Below are 16,615 nucleotides of genomic sequence, written 5' to 3' on the forward strand. Positions count from 1 at the left end.
ATTTACTCGTGTCCAAAACCATATTGATCGTCGATGACTCCGCCTCCCTGCGCCAGGTGCTGGGCATCACCCTGCGCGGCGCCGGCCATACCGTGGTCGAGGCCTGCGACGGCGACGACGCCCTGAGCAAGCTGGATGGCCGCAAGTACCACCTGATCATCAGCGACGTCAACATGCCCAAGCTGGATGGCATCGCCTTCGTCAAGGCCGCCAAGCAGCTGCCGGCCTACAAGTTCACGCCCATCGTCATGCTGACCACCGAAGCCGGCGACGCCCGCAAGGCCGCCGGCCAGGCGGCCGGCGCGCGCGCCTGGATCGTCAAACCGTTCCAGCCGGAGACCGTGCTCAGCGCGGTCTCCAAGCTGATCCTGCCCTAACCACATCACGCCACGCCCGCCATGAGCCAGCCCTTGTCCGATACTGCCGCCATCATCCATCCCGCGCCCGCCGGCGAGATGACGATATTCACCGCCGCGCGGGACCAGCGCTGGCTGCTGGACGCGGTCCACGCCGGCCCCCTGGTGGTGCTGGACCTGGCGCAGGTCACCAGCATCGACAGCGCCGGCATGCAGCTGCTGGTGGGCGCCAAACGCCATGCGCGCGCGCTCGGCAACCAACTACGCCTGATCAACCACAGCGCCCAATTGCGCGAGGTGCTGGCCATCTGCGGCCTGAGCGCTGAACTCGACGCCGACGGGCTGCAGGAGCTGGCATGATGCACGAGGCTTTGCCGACCTTTATCGCCGAGGCCGGCGAGCTGCTGGAACAAATGGAAGCGGGCCTGCTGCATATCGAGCAGGACGGCGCCGATGCCGACGCCGTTAATGCGCTGTTCCGCGCGGTCCACACCCTCAAGGGCTCGGCCGGCCTGTTCGGCCTGCAGCACATCGTGGCCTGCAGCCATGTGGCAGAAAGTGTGCTGGACCAGGTGCGCGCCGGCCGCCTGGCCATCACGCCGGCGCTGGCCACGCTGCTGCTGTCGGTCAGCGACTATCTGACGGCGCTGGTGGCGCTGGCCGCCACCGGCAAAGAACCGGACGCTGCCTGCGCCGCCGCCGGCGGCGCGCTCGGCGCGGAGCTGCAAAGCTATCTGGGCGTCGATGCACTGCCGGCAGGCGCGGTCGATGAGGCCGCCATGCCGGGCACCACGCCCGCCAGCGCCAGCAGCGGCCACTGGCATCTGTCGCTGCGCTTCAACGCCGACGTGCTGCGTTACGGCATGGACCCGCTCTCCTTCCTGCACTATCTGCGCACGCTGGGCCAGATCGTCCACTGCGCCGCCGTCACCGGCGCCCTGCCGCCCCTGCCCGCGCTGGACCCGGAATGCAGTTACTTCGGCTACGAAATCGGCTTCCTCAGCAGCGCCGGCCACGCCGCCATCGATGGCGCCTTCGAGTTCGTGCGCGAGGACAGCAGCATCTGCCTGCTGCCGCCGGGGAGCAGCGGCGCCGACTTCCGCCGCCTGATCGAACTGCGCGCGGCACAGGAGCATAGCTGCATCGACCAGTTGCTGGTTCTGTGCGGCAGCCTGACGCCGGCCGCGCTGGAGGCGGCCATGGCGCCCGACGCCGAGGATGCCGATGGTGCCCATACCGCACATATTGCCAATCACGCCGGCGAGGCCGCCAAGCCTGCCGTGTCGAGCGCTGCCGGCGAGCAGGCCGCAGCCTCGCCAGCCCGCGCCGCACGCGGCCCCGAAGCCAACCTGATCCGCGTTGACGCCGCCAAGCTGGACCAGCTGATCGACCTGGTGGGCGAACTGATCATCGCCAGCGCCAGCGCCGGCCTGGCCGCCCAGCAGGCCGCCGCGCCGGCCCTGCTGGAATCGGCCACCAAGGTCACGCGCCTGGTCGAGCAGGTGCGCGACTCGGCGCTGACCCTGCGCATGGTGCCGGTGGGCGCCACCTTCAACCGCTTTCAGCGCGTGGTGCGCGATGTCTCGGCCGAGCTGGGCAAGGATATCCGGCTGGCCATCAGCGGCGCCGATACCGAACTCGACAAGACGGTGGTGGAAAAGATCGCCGACCCGCTCACCCACCTGGTGCGCAACGCCATGGATCACGGCATTGAGCCGGCCGCCGCGCGCCGTGCCGCCGGCAAGCCGGACCATGGCACCGTGCGCCTGAATGCCTACCACGATGCCGGCACGATTGTGATCGAGGTGGCCGACGATGGCGGCGGCCTGAACCAGCAGCGCATCCTGGCCAAGGCGGCCGAGCGCGGCCTGATCGAGCCCGGCGCCCAGCTGGCCGAACGCGACATCTACAACCTCATCTTCGAACCGGGCTTCTCCACCGCGGACACGGTCAGCAACCTGTCCGGGCGCGGGGTCGGCATGGACGTGGTCAAGCGCAACATCGCGGCGCTGCGCGGCAGCGTCGAGCTGACCAGCAGCGAAGGCCGCGGCACCACTGTCAGCATCCGCCTGCCGCTGACGCTGGCCATCATTGATGGCTTCCTGATCGGCGTCGGCCAGGCCACCTATGTGGTGCCGCTGGCCCTGGTGGTCGAGTGCATCGAACTGAGCGCCGAGCAGGCGGCCGAGGCCAACGACAACCACTACATCAACCTGCGCGGCGAAGTGCTGCCGTTCGTGCGGCTGCGCCAGCTGTTTGGAGCCGCGCCGGCCCCGCTGCGGCGCGAAAACGTGGTGGTGATCCGCTACGGCGGGCGCCGCGTCGGCCTGGTGGTGGACCATCTGCTGGGCGAATTCCAGACCGTCATCAAGCCGCTCGGTAAAGTCTTCAGCCAGCTGCGCGGCATCGGCGGCTTCACCATTCTCGGCAACGGCGCGGTGGCGCTGATCCTCAATGTACCCGAGCTGGTCGGCCAACTGATCCGCCAGCAAACCACGGAGGCTGCATGACCATCACCCGGAAAATGCTGTTGCTGGTGTTGTCGGCGCTGGGCGGCATCGTGCTGCTGGCGGCCACCTCGCACCACCTGATCGACCAGGTCTACCAGGACGCCAACCTCGGCAACCGCGACACCGCGCCCAGCCTGACCATCCTGGACAGCCTGCGCGCCAGCCAGATGCGCGTGCGCCTCCATCTCAACCAGCACATCCTCAGCCAGGACCCGCGCGACTATGCGCGCATCGAGGCCCAGCTGCAGCGCAAGCGGCGCGACACCTTTGACGCCGTGCGCCTGTATGCCAGCACCGGCTGCCAGGGCGCCAGCTGCGTCAACGACAGCCGCGACCAGCGCTATCTGGACCAGATCAAGGCACTGGCGCTGCGCTACGACGGCGAGATCGACGCCCTGCTGCAGGCCTCGCGCGACGGCGGAGACAAGGCCGGCGCGCGTGCCACGCTGACCGCGCTGGCCGGCATCGCCGACCAGATCGGCGACCTGATCAGCGAACAGTTCAGCTACAACGTCGAGCTGGGCCGGCAAGGCGCGGCGCGCGCGGCCGAAGCCAAACAGCACGCCCTGCTGCTCTCGCTGGGCCTGACGGCGGCCACGCTGCTGCTGGTGGCCGCGCTGGGCTGGTATATCACCGCCGATCTGCGCCGCCAGCTGGGCGATGAGCCGGCCCGCGCCGCCCGGCTGGCCCAGCAGTTCGCGGCCGGCGACCTCGACGCCCGCATCACCCTGCGCGCCGGCGACCGTCACAGCATCATGGCCGCGCTGGCCACCCTGCAGACCACCCTGCGCGGCGTCACCGCCGCCACCGCCCAGCTGACGCGCGCCGCCGCCCAGGGCCGGCTGGAGGCACGTGCCGATCCCGCGCCGTTCCAGGGCGAGTTCCGGCGCCTGGTCGAGGGCTGCAACACCATGGTCAGCAATATCGCCGGGCCGATGCTGGTGACCTCCGGCTATGTCCAGCAGATCGCGCGCGGCGTCATGCCGCCGCCCATCGCTACCGACTACCAGGGCGAGTACCGGCTGATCCGCGACAACCTCAACGACCTGATCGCCACCATGAACGCGCTGCAAAGCCAGACCCGAGTGCTGATCCAGGGCGCTGCCGAGGGCCAGCTTGAACGGCGCGCCAACGCCGCGCTCTTCAGCGGCGACTGGCGCGCGCTGGTGGACGGCATCAACCAGACCGTGGACAACATCGTCACGCCGCTCAACCTCACTGCCAGCTACGTCGAACAGATCGCCAGGGGCGTGATCCCGCCGCCGATCAGCACCACCTACCACGGCCAGTACGGCGTGATCCGCGACAACCTGAACGCGCTGGTGGCCACCATGGGCACGCTGCTGGCGCAAACCGACATCATCATCGAGGGCGCCGCCAGCGGCCAGCTGGGCATACGGGCCGACGCCACCCTGTTCGCCGGCGGCTGGCAGCGCCTGGTGGCCGGCGTCAACCAGACGCTGGATGGCATCGTGCTGCCGGTCAACGAGGCGGTCAGGGTGCTGGCGGCCATGGAACACGGCGATCTGACTCACACCGTGGCGGGCAATTACCATGGCCAGCTCAAGGACTTCAAGGATACCGTCAACCACACCATCGGCAAGCTGGCGCAGGTGATCGGCGAAGTGCGCGTGGCGGCCGAATCGCTGTCCTCGGCCTCGGAACAGATTTCCGCCACCGCGCAAGCGCTGTCGCAGGGCGCTTCCGAACAGGCCGCCTCGGTGGAGGAAACCTCGGCCTCGGTCGAGCAGATGTCGGCCACCGTACTGCAGAATACCGAGAACGCCAAGGTCACCGACGGCATGGCCAGCCAGGCCGCCGCCGAAGCCACCGAGGGCGGCGCCGCCGTGCGCGAAACGGTCGGCGCCATGCAGTCGATCGCGCAAAAGATCGGCATCATTGACGACATCGCCTACCAGACCAATCTGCTGGCCCTGAACGCGGCCATCGAGGCCGCCCGCGCCGGCGAGCACGGCAAAGGCTTTGCGGTGGTGGCGGCCGAGGTGCGCAAGCTGGCCGAACGCTCACAGGTGGCGGCGCAGGAAATCGGCGACCTGGCCGCGCGCTCGGTCAAGCAGGCCGAACGCGCCGGCCAGCTGCTGGACGGCATGGTGCCGACCATTACCAAGACCTCCGGCCTGGTGCAGGAAATCGCCTCGGCCAGCAGCGAACAATCGTCTGGCATTGGCCAGATCAATGGCGCCATGGAGCAGCTCAACCAGACCACCCAGCAGAACGCCGGCGCCGCCGAGGAGCTGACCGCCACCGCCGCGCAGATGGGCGAGCAGGCACTGCAGCTGCAGCAGATGATGCAATTCTTCACCCTGGCCGGCGGGTCGCCGGCAGCGCAAGCTTCCCCGCCCCGGATCGCGGCGTAAGCCGGCCCGCCGTCGGCACCACCATTTCATCAGGAGACACACATGGCATTCTTTGGCAACCGCATACGTCAGGAACGCATCGACACCGTCCTGCAAGTTCTGCAAGGATTGAGCGACAACGAGAGCGGCCCGCTCATCGACGAGCTGGGCGACGACGCGCTGACGCCGGTGCTGGCGCAGCTGCAGCGCATGCAGCAGACCGCGGCCGCGCGCCACGAGGACGAGCTGAGCCTGCAGCGCCTGCGCAGCGGCATGGAAATCGTTTCGACCTGCATCATGATGGCCGACGCCGACCTGAACATCAACTACGTCAACCCGGCAGTGGTGGAGATGATGCGGGTGGCGGAAGCCGACATCCGCCAGATCTTCCCCTCGTTTGACGCCAACAAACTACTGGGTTCGAACATCGACCAGTTCCACAAGAATCCGGCGCACCAGCGCAAGATGCTGAGCGAGTTCACCAAGCTGTTCCGCACCCAGATCACGATTGGCGCCCGCACCTTCGGCCTCAAGGCCATGCCTATCTTCAACCGCGACGGCAAGCGCCTGGGCGCGGTGGTGGAATGGGAAGACCGGACCGAGCTGATGCATTTCACCGGCGACCTGACCGCCTGCGTGCAGGACGCGCTGGCCGGCAAGCTGGATACCCGCATCAACTTCGACCGCCTGCCGGAGGGCCGCCTCAAAGACGCCAGCCGCGGCATCAACGCCATTCTCGACGCCGTGGCCCAGCCGCTCAACATCACCGCCGAGTATGTGGACCATATCGCCAAGGGCGTGATCCCGCCGCCGCTGGAGACCAATTACCAAGGCTTGTACGGCATCATCCAGGCCAACCTGAATGCGCTGGTCAAGATGATGAGCGACCTGCTGGCGCAGACCGCCACCATCATCGAGGGCGCCGCCAACGGCCAGCTCGACCAGCGCGCCGACACCGGGCTGTTCGTCGGCGGCTGGCAGCGCCTGGTGGCCGGCGTCAACCAGACGCTGGACGGCATCGTGCTGCCGGTCAACGAGGCGGTGGCGGTGCTGGCGGAAATGGAACAGGGCGACCTGACCCGCACCGTGGAAGGCAATTACCAGGGACAGCTGAAGGACTTCAAGGACACTGTCAACAACACCATCAGCAAGCTGGCGCAGGTGATCGGCGAAGTACGCGCGGCGGCCGAATCGCTGTCCTCGGCCTCGGAACAGATTTCCGGCACCGCGCAGTCGCTGTCGCAGGGCGCTTCCGAACAGGCCGCCTCGGTGGAGGAAACCTCGGCCTCGATCGAGCAGATGTCGGCCACCGTACTGCAGAATACCGAGAACGCCAAGGTCACCGACGGCATGGCCAGCCAGGCCGCCGCCGAGGCCACCGAGGGCGGCGCCGCCGTGCGCGAAACGGTCGGCGCCATGCAGTCGATCGCGCAAAAGATCGGCATCATCGACGACATCGCCTACCAGACCAATCTGCTGGCCCTGAACGCGGCCATCGAAGCCGCCCGCGCCGGCGAGCACGGCAAAGGCTTTGCCGTGGTGGCGGCCGAGGTGCGCAAGCTGGCCGAACGCTCGCAGGTGGCGGCGCAGGAAATCGGCGACCTGGCCGCACGCTCGGTCAAGCAGGCCGAGCGCGCCGGCCAGCTGCTGGACGGCATGGTGCCGACCATTACCAAGACCTCCGACCTGGTGCAGGAAATCGCCTCGGCCAGCAGCGAACAATCGTCCGGCATCGGCCAGATCAACGGCGCCATGGAGCAGCTCAACAAGGCCACCCAGCAGAACGCCGGCGCCGCCGAGGAACTGGCCGCCACCGCCGAGCAGATGGGCGATCAGGCGGTGCAGCTGCAGCAGCTGATGCAATTCTTTACGCTGTCCGAACCGACCGCCGGCACGCCAGCGGCGGCGCCCGTGCCGGCTGCCACCGCCGCGCGCCAGCAGCCGCGTCCAGCCGTACGCGCGCCACGCGCGGCCGTCGGCACGCCGCCCGGCTTCGTGCGCTACTAGGAGCGGCCATGGACGCAGCTCCTGCCGCGCCGGGCGGCCAGCAATACCTGACCTTCATGCTGGGCAGCGAGGTGTATGCCATCGGCATTCTCGGCATCAAGGAAATCATCGAGTACGGCGAACTCACCACCGTGCCCTGCCTGCCGGCGTTTATCCGCGGCGTGATCAACCTGCGCGGCGCCGTGGTGCCGGTGGTCGACCTCGCTGCACGCTTCGGCCGCCAGGCCGGCGCCCCGACCCGCCGCACCTGCGTGGTGATCGTCGAGGCGCGCGCGGACGATGCCACCCACGACATCGGCATCATGGTCGATGCCGTCAACGCCGTACTGGACATCCCGCCGGCGCAGATCGCGCCGCCGCCGGCGTTCGGTGCCGCCATCCGTGCCGACTTCATCGCCGGCATGGGCAAGGTGCGCGACCGTTTCGTGATCCTGCTGGACAGCGACCGCGTGCTGGCGGTCGACGAGCTGGCGCAGCTGGCCGACGTCGCCTGAACATGGGCGCGCGCCAGTCGGCGGTTCCGTGCGGACCGCCTCTCAGCGAACGGGAATTCCAGCTGTTCCGCGACCTGCTGTTCCGCATCGCCGGCATCCACCTGTCGGACGCCAAGCGCGCGCTGGTGGCCGGGCGGCTGGCGCGGCGCCTGCGCGACCATGGCTGGGACAGTTACGCGGCCTATTTCCGCCATCTGCAGGACGATCGCGCCGAACTGCAAACCGCGGTCGATCTGCTGACCACCAACGAGACTTATTTTTTCCGCGAACCACAGCATTTCGACTTCCTGCGCGACACCATCCTGCCGCCGCTGCGCGAGCGCGGCCCGGTGCGGGTGTGGAGCGCGGCCTGCTCCAGCGGCGAGGAGCCGTATTCAATCGCCATGACACTGGCACAGGCGCTGGGCCAGCAGCCGTGGGAAGTGCTGGCGTCCGACCTCAGCACGCGGGTGCTGGAACAGGCCGCAGCCGGCGCCTACCGTTCGACCGCCTTCGATGCCATTCCGCGCGAGCTGCGCCAGCAATATTGCCTGCGCGGCGTCGGCTGCCATGCCGGCACCTCCATCATTGATCCGGCCCTGCGCGCGCGCGTCAGCTTCCGCCAGATCAACCTCAACGCGCGCCTGCCGGCGCTGGGCGAGTTTGACGTGATTTTCCTGCGCAATGTGCTGATCTACTTCCCGCACGACACCAAGTGCGCGGTGGTGCAGCGGCTGCAGGCCCTGCTGCGCCCGGGCGGCTGGCTGATCGTCAGCCACGCGGAAAGCCTGAACCGCGTCAGCACCCAGCTGGCGCTGGTGCAGCCCTCGATCTACCGCAAGCTGGGCGGCGCGTGAAGCCGGTCAAGGTGATGATCGTCGACGATTCGGCGACCGTGCGCCAGGTGCTGTCCGCGCTGCTGGCGGCCGATCCCGCGCTGAGCGTCATCGCCACCGCCAGCGACCCGCTGTACGCCATGGAGCGCATGGCGCGCGACTGGCCGGACGTGATCGTGCTGGACGTGGAAATGCCGCGCATGGACGGCATCAGCTTCCTGCGGCGCCTGATGCGCGAGCGGCCGACGCCGGTGGTGATCTGCTCCACCCTGACTGAACAGGGCGCCGAAACCACCATGCAGGCGCTGGCGGCCGGCGCGGTCAGCGTGATCGCCAAGCCCAAGCTGGGGCTGCGCCAGTTCCTGCTCGACAGCGGCGACGACATGGCGAGCGTGATCAAGGCGGCCGCGCGCGCCAACCTGGGCGCCATGACGGCACGCGCGGCGCTGGCGCCGCCGGCGCCGCGGCTGAGCGCCGACGTGGTGCTGCCGAGCACGCCGCCGGCGCCGGTGCTGGGCAGCGAGAGCGTGGTCGGCATCGGCACCTCCACCGGCGGCACGCAGGCGCTGGAATACGTGCTGGGCGCGCTGCCGCGGGTGTGCCCGGGCATCGTCATCGTGCAGCACATGCCGCCGCACTTCACCGGCGCCTTCGCGCGCCGTCTCGACCAGCTGTGCCAGATCGAGGTGCGCGAGGCCGAGGACGGCGACCGCGTGCTGCCCGGGCGCGCCCTGATCGCGCCTGGCGGGCGCCACCTGGTGCTGCAGCGCAGCGGCGCCCAGTACCGGGTCGAGATCAGGGACGCGCCGCCGGTCAACCGCCACCGGCCATCGGTGGACGTGCTGTTCCGCTCGCTGGCGCACTGCGCCGGCCGCAATGCGCTGGGGGTGATCATGACCGGCATGGGCGACGACGGCGCGCGCGGCCTGCGCGAAATGCGCGACGCCGGCGCCCACACCATCGCTCAGGACGAAGCCAGCTGCGTGGTGTACGGCATGCCGAAAGAAGCGGTCAAGCGCGACGCCGCCCGCAGCATCCTGGCGCTGCGCGACATCCCGGCCGCCGTCGCGGCGGCCGGCCGCTGTCACAGATGACGCAGGGGATGGGCGTAGCCGGGCCAGACCGGGGCGAACATGGCTTGCACCATCTCATCGCGCACTTCGCCCAGGGTGGCGGGATGCCATTGGGGGGCATTGTCCTTGTCGATGACCAGCGCGCGCACGCCTTCAATCACCTCACCGTGCTCGAAATTGCGCCGCACCAGGGCGCGTTCCATGCGCAGGCAGCCGGCCACGTCCAGGGTCGCGCCGCGTTTGATCAGCTCGTGCGTGACGCACATCATCAGCGGCGAACGGGTGGCCATCACTGCCAGGGTGTGGGCGGCAAACTCGCTGCCATCCGCCTGCAGCGAGGCGATGATGGCGGGCACCGAGCCAGCGCTGAAGTGACGGTCGATGGCGGTGCGGCTGGCAGCCAGCTGGCTGTCGCCGGCGTGGTGGCCGGCGCCATAGGCGGCCAAGGCGCGCGGCAGGTCCACGCCCGGCGTGGCGCTCAGCAAGGCGTCCAGCGCGGCGCGGTCGGCCAGTGGCGCGTAATGGTCGGCCAGGCCGGCGTACAGGGCGTCGGCAGCGTTGATGGTGACGCCGGTGACGCCCAGGTAATAGCCCAGCGCGCCCGGCGCGCGCGACAGGAAGTAGCTGCCGCCGACGTCCGGGAACAGGCCGATATTCACTTCCGGCATGGCCATCCGGGTCTTGTCGGTAACGATGCGCACGCGCGCGTCAGGCCCGGCCTGCGCCACGCCCATGCCGCCGCCCATCACCACGCCATCCATCAGCGCGATATACGGTTTCGGATAAAAGTGGATCAGGTGGTTGAGCGCGTATTCCTCGGTGAAAAAATCCTCCACCAGCGCGCTGCCGCCCTGCGGCGTGGTCTTGCCGGCGTCGTAGAAAAAGCGGATGTCGCCGCCGGCGCACAAGGCTTTCTCGCTGCTGCTGCGGATCAGCACGGCATCGACCGCGGCGTCATCGCGCCACGCCAGCAGCGCCTGCGTAATCGCCCGCACCATGTCCAGCGACAGGGAGTTGAGGGCCTTGGGCCGGTCCAGTACGATCAGGCCGGTGCCGTTGCTGATGCTGGTGTGGATGTATTCGCTCATCCGCCCATTCTACTGCAGATGCTCCAGCGGATTGGGCACATCCAGTGCGCCGCCCATGCGCGGTTGCCACAGGGCCTTGCCGGGCGGCGGTGGCGGCTTGCCCTCGTGCCGGTTGTAAATGGTCGTCACCTCGCGGCTGCCCACCCGATCCTGCTCCACACCGGTGCGTTTGGCGATGCCGGATGGATCGGCCGAAGCGGCCACCGTGAACGCCACCAGCGTATCCAGACGCGGATCGTGCACATCCAGGATCGAGGCGATGAACACCAGCGGCGTGGCCGCATACACCTGGTAATGCAGCGCCTTGCCGGCGCGTTCCATCTCGGCCGGTAAGGCGCCGTCGGCCTCCATCTGGCCGAGCGCATGGTTGAGCACCTTGCGGCCCCAGTCCAGATAGCGCGTCTCGCCGGTCACGCCGCCGACCGCGGTCACCGCCAGGCCTTCCCAGTAGTAATGGTTGTTGCGGACGCCCTTCTTGGCATCCGCGTGCGCGATGGTGGCGTCGGCCAGCGCCTTGAACCAGCCCTCGATCACCGCGCGCTGCGCCGGCGTGGCCTGCTGCCGGATGCGCGCATAGTTGAGCGCCATGCCGCTCAGGGTCCACTTGCGCACGTAGTAAGCCTGCTCGCTCGACATCTTGCCCAGCATGGCTTTCTGCTCGCCCCAGCTGGCCAGCCACGACAGCGCGCAGGCGGGGTCGCCCTGCCCGTTCGCATCGCGCGCCACCTGCGCCAGGAAATCCTCGATCGGCTTGCTGGCGGCGATGTTCTTGGCCCGCAACACCGGATCGATCACCGAGTGATGCTTGTCCGAGTAATAGCTGTTGGCCTCGATGTCGCTGCGCGCCGGCGGCGCATCGGGGCAGGCCTGCGCCGCCGACACGGCCAACAATAATGGTATAAATAATTTCATGATGCTCCTGTCAGAAAGTCGCGCTGAGCTTGACCTGATAGGTGCGGCCGTCCACATCCAGACGACGCGGCTTCAGGTAAGAGCCCTCGTATTCCTCGCGCACCGAGTTGGTCATATTAAAGGCGTCGAAGGAAATCTTGTAATTGCCGGCAAAGGTGTAGCTGGCCGACATGTCCAACTGGCCGCGCGCCTTGACCGAGCGCGCCGCGCCGTTAAAGGTGCCGCCGGCCGCCAGGTCGTAATCGTCGCGATAGTTGTACACCGCGCGCACGCCCCAGGTCTTGGTCTCGTAGTAAGCGATCAGGTTGTAATTATTGCGCGACACGCCCGGCAGCGTCGCCGCCGAGCCGTCGTCGTTCTTGCCCTTGATGGTGGTGTAGGCGTAATTGAAGGCGCCGCCCAGGTTATTCCACGGCGCCGGCAGCCAGTCCAGATTCTGCTGCACGTTGAACTCCACGCCGTTCACCTTGATCTTCTGCTGGTTGGTCTGGCCGGTGATGACCACCCGTGCGGGCTGCAGCGACGGCGCTTCCGCCGTGCCGACATTGACCAGGATATCGCTCATGCAATTGCTGCCCACCACGCTCAGGTGGCCCAGGCCCAAGGCGGTGGCATCGGCCGGGCACAGACGGTTGACGTCGCGCACCGGCCCCACCAGCCCTTTCACATCTTTCTGGAACACGGTCAGCGCCACCAGCCCGTTCGGCCGGTTGTACCACTCCAGCGCCAGGTCAAAGGAATTGGCGGTGTACGGTTTCAGGTCGGCGCTGCCCAGCACCACGTTATAGGTCGGGGTGGTGGCGCCCTGCGCCGGTTCGGTCACCACCGTGGACGGCGTGATATCGCGCGGCTGCGGCCGCACAAAGGTGCGGTAGGCGGCGCCACGCAGCGCCAGCTTGTCGCTCAGGTCAGCCTTGGCCACCAGCGACGGCAGGAAGTTGCGATAGCGCTGCTCGAACTCGCGCGGGGTCTTGGTGGTCACCACCTTGGTGCCGCCGGGGATGGTGACGGTCTGGTTGCTGGTATCGATCGAATTGACGGTTTCGCGCGTGGTCTCGTATCGCGCGCCCAGATTGCCCTTCAGCGGAATGCCCAGCACGCTGGTGCCCCAGATGCTGGACACGAAGGCCGAAGCGATCCGGTTCTTGACCGAGAAGTTATATGAAGAGAAGCCCGGATCGGCGTCGTTGTTGACCAGGCCATACGGCGTCAGCGTCTGGCCCGGCAGCACCGTCACCGGCTTGACCGCGTTCAGCACCGCAGGAATATCGACCGCCACCCAGTTTTTGGTGTAGCCGGGGATGTAGCCGCCGGCAAAGGTGTCGAGATAGGGATTGGCAATCGCCAGCGAGGGCTGGATGGCCGCGAAGTTGATGCCTTGCGCGGTGTTGCGCGTACCGCTCGATACGAAGTCATTGTTCTCGGCGCGCAAGCCGGCCTTGACCGACTTGAAGAAGCCTTCCTCAAAGCTGCGCTCGGCCGTGGCCTGCACCGCATCCACCGAGGTCAGCGCGCGGCCGTTGGTGCCGGTCACGCCAAAGCGGTCGTTGCCATTGTTGCGCGCCTGCGTGACCGAGGTGCCGGGACGCTGGTCGTACGGCCCCGGATTGATGTGGCTGGCGGTGGGCGTGAACAGGGTCAGGATGGACTGCGCCAGGTCGGTGCCGCCCGAGTAGTAGTGGCCATAGGTGCCATTGGCGCCGGGCAGCGTGCGCGCCGATTGCACGATGTCAATCGACAGCTGGTCCTGGCGGTTTTCTGCGCGCGAGCTGTGCAGCGCGCCGTTGAAGTGCCAGTCGTCGTTCTCCCAATCGACATCGGCGCTCAGCCCATGCGTGCGCTGGCGTTGCGGCGCCGAGCGCAGCGAGTCGGTGATGCTGGCGTTGGCGTAATCGTAGGAATTGATCATGGCCTGCTTGCCGCTCGGCGTATCGATGGTGAAGATCGGCCCCAGGTTGGTGATCGGCGAATTGACGGTCGGGTCGATATAGTTCAGGTACTGGTTGGAGGCATCGAGCTTGCGGTCGCTGAAGTAGCCAGTGAGGTTGAGCTTGGTCTCGCTGTTCATGCGCCAGCCGACGCCGGCCGCGCCGCTGTGGGTGGCGCCGGTGTTGGCGGTCACGGTCTGGCGGATCTGGCCGGGGAACAGGATGCCCTTGGCGTATTCCGACTTTGGATAGCGCGCGTCGAACTGCGCTTGCGTGATGCCGAGGTTGGCTGCCGTCAGCTGATCGTAATCCTGAATCTGGGTCGAATCGCGGCGGAAATCTTCTTTCTTGTAGGCATACACGCCAAACACCGCCAGATCCTTGCCGAAGTGCTTGTTCCAGGACACCGTGGCATTCGGCGTGGTCAGGCGGCCCAGCTCGTCATATTCGTCGCCCACGGTGATGCCGCCGCCATCCTTGCGCGCCAGCGCCGAGGTGATGCGCAAATCGATGTTGCCGCTCAGGCCGCCCGGCTGTTCTGCCGCGGTCGGGCTTTTCAGCACCGTCACCGCGCTGAAAATGTCCGAGTTGAACGCCCCCAGCGGGGTCGATCCATTCAGCACCGGCTGGGCGAACGACATGCCGTTAATCGTGGTCAGCGCGAAGGTGCCAGGCAGACCGCGCAAGTTGATGGTGGCGTTGCGCGAGCCGGCTTCGCGGTTCAGTTGCACGCCGGGAATGCGCTGGATGGCCTCGCCCACGTTCAGGTCAGGGAAGCGGCCCAGGCCGTCGGATGAAATGCTGTCGGTAATTTCCAGGGTGTCGCGCTTCATGTTGACGGCGTCGGCATACGATTTGCGGATGCCGGACACCACCACCGTCGCGGGCTCTTCCTGTGCCCAGGCGCTGGACAGGCAGATCAAGGCAATTGCCGCGCTCAGCGGCCGGATCGCGAGTTGATTCATCGTGTAGTCTCTCTTTGTAGTTATAGGAAAACGTTTAACTTAATGATTAAACCATTCCAGCACTGTAAATTCCAGAGAGATTTGCGTTGCGTTGTGTAAACGCCAATGCAGCTTGCCAAGATTTAGAAAATCGTTTAACAGGGCAGGATCAAAAAAGGGCGCCCTCATGCGCCCTTAGTTGTATGTGCCGGGGCCGTTGTTATAGGGCGGCGGCAGCGGGTTCGTAGCTATCCGGGATATGCTTGATGGCATCGTGCCCGTGCGATTGAACTTTGGATTTGTACTTCATGACCTGGCGATCAAGCTTGTCGATCAGGGTATCGATGGCGGCGTACAGGTCTTGCGACAGGCTTTCCACGTAGACGGTTTTACCGGACAGACGCAGATTGATTTCAGCCTTCTGGCGTTTCTCTTTCTCTTTAAGGTTATCTACGGTCAGGATGACAGCAATATCAATCACTTGATCAAAGTGGCGGGTGACCCGTTCCAGCTTGTTCTGCACGTACTCGCGAATCGCTGCGGTCACTTCGAGATGATGTCCACTGATGGTGAGATTCATACACACTCCTAAAGATAAGTCGCTTCTGACGGTTAGTGCGGTGCCCATTGCTGCCGGGCGCGCAGGAACCAACACACTACAAAGACTTGCGGAGGCTTACTGGCGGGATTTTGAGAGCTTCGCGATACTTGGCAACAGTCCGTCGCGCAATCACCATGCCCTGTTCTCCCAGCATGTCCGCAATCTTACTGTCGGATAAAGGATTTTTCGGGTCTTCAGCTCCTGTCAATTGCACAATCAAGGCACGTATCGCCGTCGAACTTGCTTCCCCGCCAGCTTCGGTGGCGACATGGCTACCAAAGAAATATTTCAACTCAAACATGCCGTGCGGGGTCAGCATATATTTTTGAGTTGTTACGCGAGAAATAGTGCTCTCGTGTAGTCCCAGTGTATCAGCAATTTCGCGAAGCACAAGGGGGCGCATGGCGACGGCGCCATGCGAGAAAAAGTTCTTTTGTCTTTCTACTATCGCCTGTGCCACGCGCAGGATCGTATCGAAACGCTGGCGCATATTTTTAATCAGCCATTTGGCCTCTTGCAATTGCGCGCCCATGGCGCTTTCCCCCTTGCCCTGCTTGAGCAGGTTGGCGTACATGGCGTTCACGCGCAGGCGCGGCATGACGTCGTTGTTCAGGCTGACCTGCCAGCCGTTGCGCGATTTTTTGACGATCACATCCGGCACCACATAGTCCGACACATCGGAGGCGAACGCCGCGCCCGGATGCGGATTGCACTGGCGAATCACGGCCTGCGCTTCGCGCAAGTCTTCGTCATCGCACAGCAGGGTTTTTTTCAGCTTGTTGAAGTCGCGCTGGGCAAACCAGGTCAGGTGATTTTCCACGATGGCCAGGGCCATGCGCCGCGTCACCAAAGGCACGCCGGGCAAACGCCTGATTTGTATCGCCAGGCACTCGGACGCATTGCGCGCGCCCACGCCCATCGGGTCGAAGCTTTGCAGCAGCTTGAGCGCGGTCTGCAGCTCCTCGATTTCAATCTCCAGCTCTGGCGGCAGGCGCGCGTGGATTTCTTCCAGCGATTCTTCCAGGTAGCCGTTTTCGTCAAGCGCGTCGATGATCAGCTCCACCAGCGCGCGGTCGCGCATTTCCAGCACCGTCACCCGCATCTGTTCCATCAAATGCTCGCGCAGCGTGCAGTGATGGGCTTCCAGTTGCGGACGCGCTTCCTCGTCGTCGTTGTTCTTGCTGCGGCCGGAGTCACCCCAGTCCAGGTCGGCATCGGGGGTGGTGCTTTCAGTGTCGGCGGCCGGGGCATCGTAGGTGTCGGCTTCGGCCGCCGGCGCCTCGCCCGGCGGGCCTTCCGGCGGCGCTTCGCCGGCCGGCGCCTGCTGGCTGATGGCGCCATCGGCCAGCAGGCGCAGCGAATGGTCCAGCGGATCGTCCAGGCGTTCCAGCAGCGGGTTATCGATCAGCAGTTGTTCCAGTTCCTGGTGCAGCTCCAGCGTTGACAACTGCAGCAGCCGGATCGACTGTTGCAGTTGCGGCGTCAACGCCAGGTGCTGCGACGTGCGCAGTTGCAGAGACTGTTTCATGA

General features: G+C 66.3%; 13 protein-coding genes. 8 read left to right on the forward strand and 5 right to left on the reverse strand.

Translation table 11 applies throughout. The features are described from left to right. Positions 1–8: 8 nt before the first annotated feature. Genes ABDW57_RS20285 through ABDW57_RS20320 form a run of 8 tightly spaced genes read left to right on the forward strand, consistent with a single transcriptional unit; the run spans position 9 to position 9,633 of the window. The gene (locus tag ABDW57_RS20285; protein WP_343731992.1) at positions 9–377 is read left to right on the forward strand and encodes a response regulator; all 369 of its coding nucleotides are present in this window, start codon (positions 9–11) and stop codon (positions 375–377) included. Positions 378–410: 33 nt separating this feature from the next. Further along, positions 411–716: an STAS domain-containing protein gene (locus ABDW57_RS20290; RefSeq protein ID WP_343731993.1), complete on the forward strand. Its 306-nt coding sequence runs from the start codon at positions 411–413 to the stop codon at positions 714–716. Next, positions 713–2,866: a chemotaxis protein CheA gene (locus tag ABDW57_RS20295; protein ID WP_343731994.1), complete on the forward strand. Its 2,154-nt coding sequence runs from the start codon at positions 713–715 to the stop codon at positions 2,864–2,866. The genes ABDW57_RS20290 and ABDW57_RS20295 overlap by 4 nt, the downstream gene beginning before the upstream one ends. Beyond that, positions 2,863–5,244 (forward strand): methyl-accepting chemotaxis protein, encoded by a 2,382-nt coding sequence (locus ABDW57_RS20300; RefSeq protein WP_343731995.1) that lies wholly within the window; start codon positions 2,863–2,865, stop codon positions 5,242–5,244. Before ABDW57_RS20295 ends, ABDW57_RS20300 begins: the two co-directional genes overlap by 4 nt. Positions 5,245–5,286: 42 nt before the next feature. Next, on the forward strand, positions 5,287–7,230 hold the full coding sequence (locus ABDW57_RS20305; RefSeq protein ID WP_343731996.1) for a methyl-accepting chemotaxis protein: 1,944 nt from the start codon (positions 5,287–5,289) through the stop codon (positions 7,228–7,230). Positions 7,231–7,238: 8 nt separating this feature from the next. Then, positions 7,239–7,724 (forward strand): chemotaxis protein CheW, encoded by a 486-nt coding sequence (locus ABDW57_RS20310; RefSeq protein ID WP_343731997.1) that lies wholly within the window; start codon positions 7,239–7,241, stop codon positions 7,722–7,724. Positions 7,725–7,726: 2 nt separating this feature from the next. Then, on the forward strand, positions 7,727–8,560 hold the full coding sequence (locus ABDW57_RS20315) for a protein-glutamate O-methyltransferase CheR (RefSeq protein WP_343731998.1): 834 nt from the start codon (positions 7,727–7,729) through the stop codon (positions 8,558–8,560). Further along, complete coding sequence (locus ABDW57_RS20320; RefSeq protein ID WP_343731999.1) at positions 8,557–9,633, forward strand: chemotaxis response regulator protein-glutamate methylesterase; 1,077 nt, start codon at positions 8,557–8,559, stop codon at positions 9,631–9,633. Before ABDW57_RS20315 ends, ABDW57_RS20320 begins: the two co-directional genes overlap by 4 nt. On the opposite strand, the gene ABDW57_RS20325 is transcribed toward ABDW57_RS20320, so the two are convergent. The 5 genes from ABDW57_RS20325 to ABDW57_RS20345 form a co-directional block, all read right to left on the reverse strand. After that, positions 9,624–10,700, reverse strand: a complete 1,077-nt coding sequence (locus tag ABDW57_RS20325; RefSeq protein WP_343732000.1) for an enoyl-CoA hydratase/isomerase family protein — start codon at positions 10,698–10,700, stop codon at positions 9,624–9,626. The two genes, ABDW57_RS20320 and ABDW57_RS20325, sit on opposite strands and share 10 nt — an antisense overlap. A 9-nt stretch (positions 10,701–10,709) precedes the next feature. Next, on the reverse strand, positions 10,710–11,612 hold the full coding sequence (locus ABDW57_RS20330) for an alginate lyase family protein (protein WP_343732001.1): 903 nt from the start codon (positions 11,610–11,612) through the stop codon (positions 10,710–10,712). Between the two features lie 10 nt (positions 11,613–11,622). Then, a complete protein-coding gene (locus tag ABDW57_RS20335; RefSeq protein ID WP_343732002.1) occupies positions 11,623–14,505 on the reverse strand; it encodes a TonB-dependent receptor in 2,883 nt (960 codons plus the stop codon). Between the two features lie 199 nt (positions 14,506–14,704). Then, the gene (raiA, locus tag ABDW57_RS20340; protein ID WP_176645852.1) at positions 14,705–15,064 is read right to left on the reverse strand and encodes a ribosome-associated translation inhibitor RaiA; all 360 of its coding nucleotides are present in this window, start codon (positions 15,062–15,064) and stop codon (positions 14,705–14,707) included. A gap of 76 nt (positions 15,065–15,140) precedes the next feature. Next, complete coding sequence (locus tag ABDW57_RS20345) at positions 15,141–16,613, reverse strand: RNA polymerase factor sigma-54 (protein ID WP_343732003.1); 1,473 nt, start codon at positions 16,611–16,613, stop codon at positions 15,141–15,143. Between the last annotated feature and the right edge of the window lie 2 nt (positions 16,614–16,615).

This window comes from Duganella sp. (assembly GCF_039595735.1).
GTDB lineage: Bacteria > Pseudomonadota > Gammaproteobacteria > Burkholderiales > Burkholderiaceae_D > Rugamonas.

Coding starts and splice junctions, on each gene's coding strand:
- ABDW57_RS20335 (WP_343732002.1), bottom strand. CDS start 14,505: ATGAATCAACTCGCGATCCGGCCGCTGAGCGCGGCAATTGCCTTGATC.
- ABDW57_RS20305 (WP_343731996.1), top strand. CDS start 5,287: ATGGCATTCTTTGGCAACCGCATACGTCAGGAACGCATCGACACCGTC.
- ABDW57_RS20325 (WP_343732000.1), bottom strand. CDS start 10,700: ATGAGCGAATACATCCACACCAGCATCAGCAACGGCACCGGCCTGATC.
- ABDW57_RS20300 (WP_343731995.1), top strand. CDS start 2,863: ATGACCATCACCCGGAAAATGCTGTTGCTGGTGTTGTCGGCGCTGGGC.
- raiA (WP_176645852.1), bottom strand. CDS start 15,064: ATGAATCTCACCATCAGTGGACATCATCTCGAAGTGACCGCAGCGATT.
- ABDW57_RS20310 (WP_343731997.1), top strand. CDS start 7,239: ATGGACGCAGCTCCTGCCGCGCCGGGCGGCCAGCAATACCTGACCTTC.
- ABDW57_RS20315 (WP_343731998.1), top strand. CDS start 7,727: ATGGGCGCGCGCCAGTCGGCGGTTCCGTGCGGACCGCCTCTCAGCGAA.
- ABDW57_RS20295 (WP_343731994.1), top strand. CDS start 713: ATGATGCACGAGGCTTTGCCGACCTTTATCGCCGAGGCCGGCGAGCTG.
- ABDW57_RS20345 (WP_343732003.1), bottom strand. CDS start 16,613: ATGAAACAGTCTCTGCAACTGCGCACGTCGCAGCACCTGGCGTTGACG.
- ABDW57_RS20330 (WP_343732001.1), bottom strand. CDS start 11,612: ATGAAATTATTTATACCATTATTGTTGGCCGTGTCGGCGGCGCAGGCC.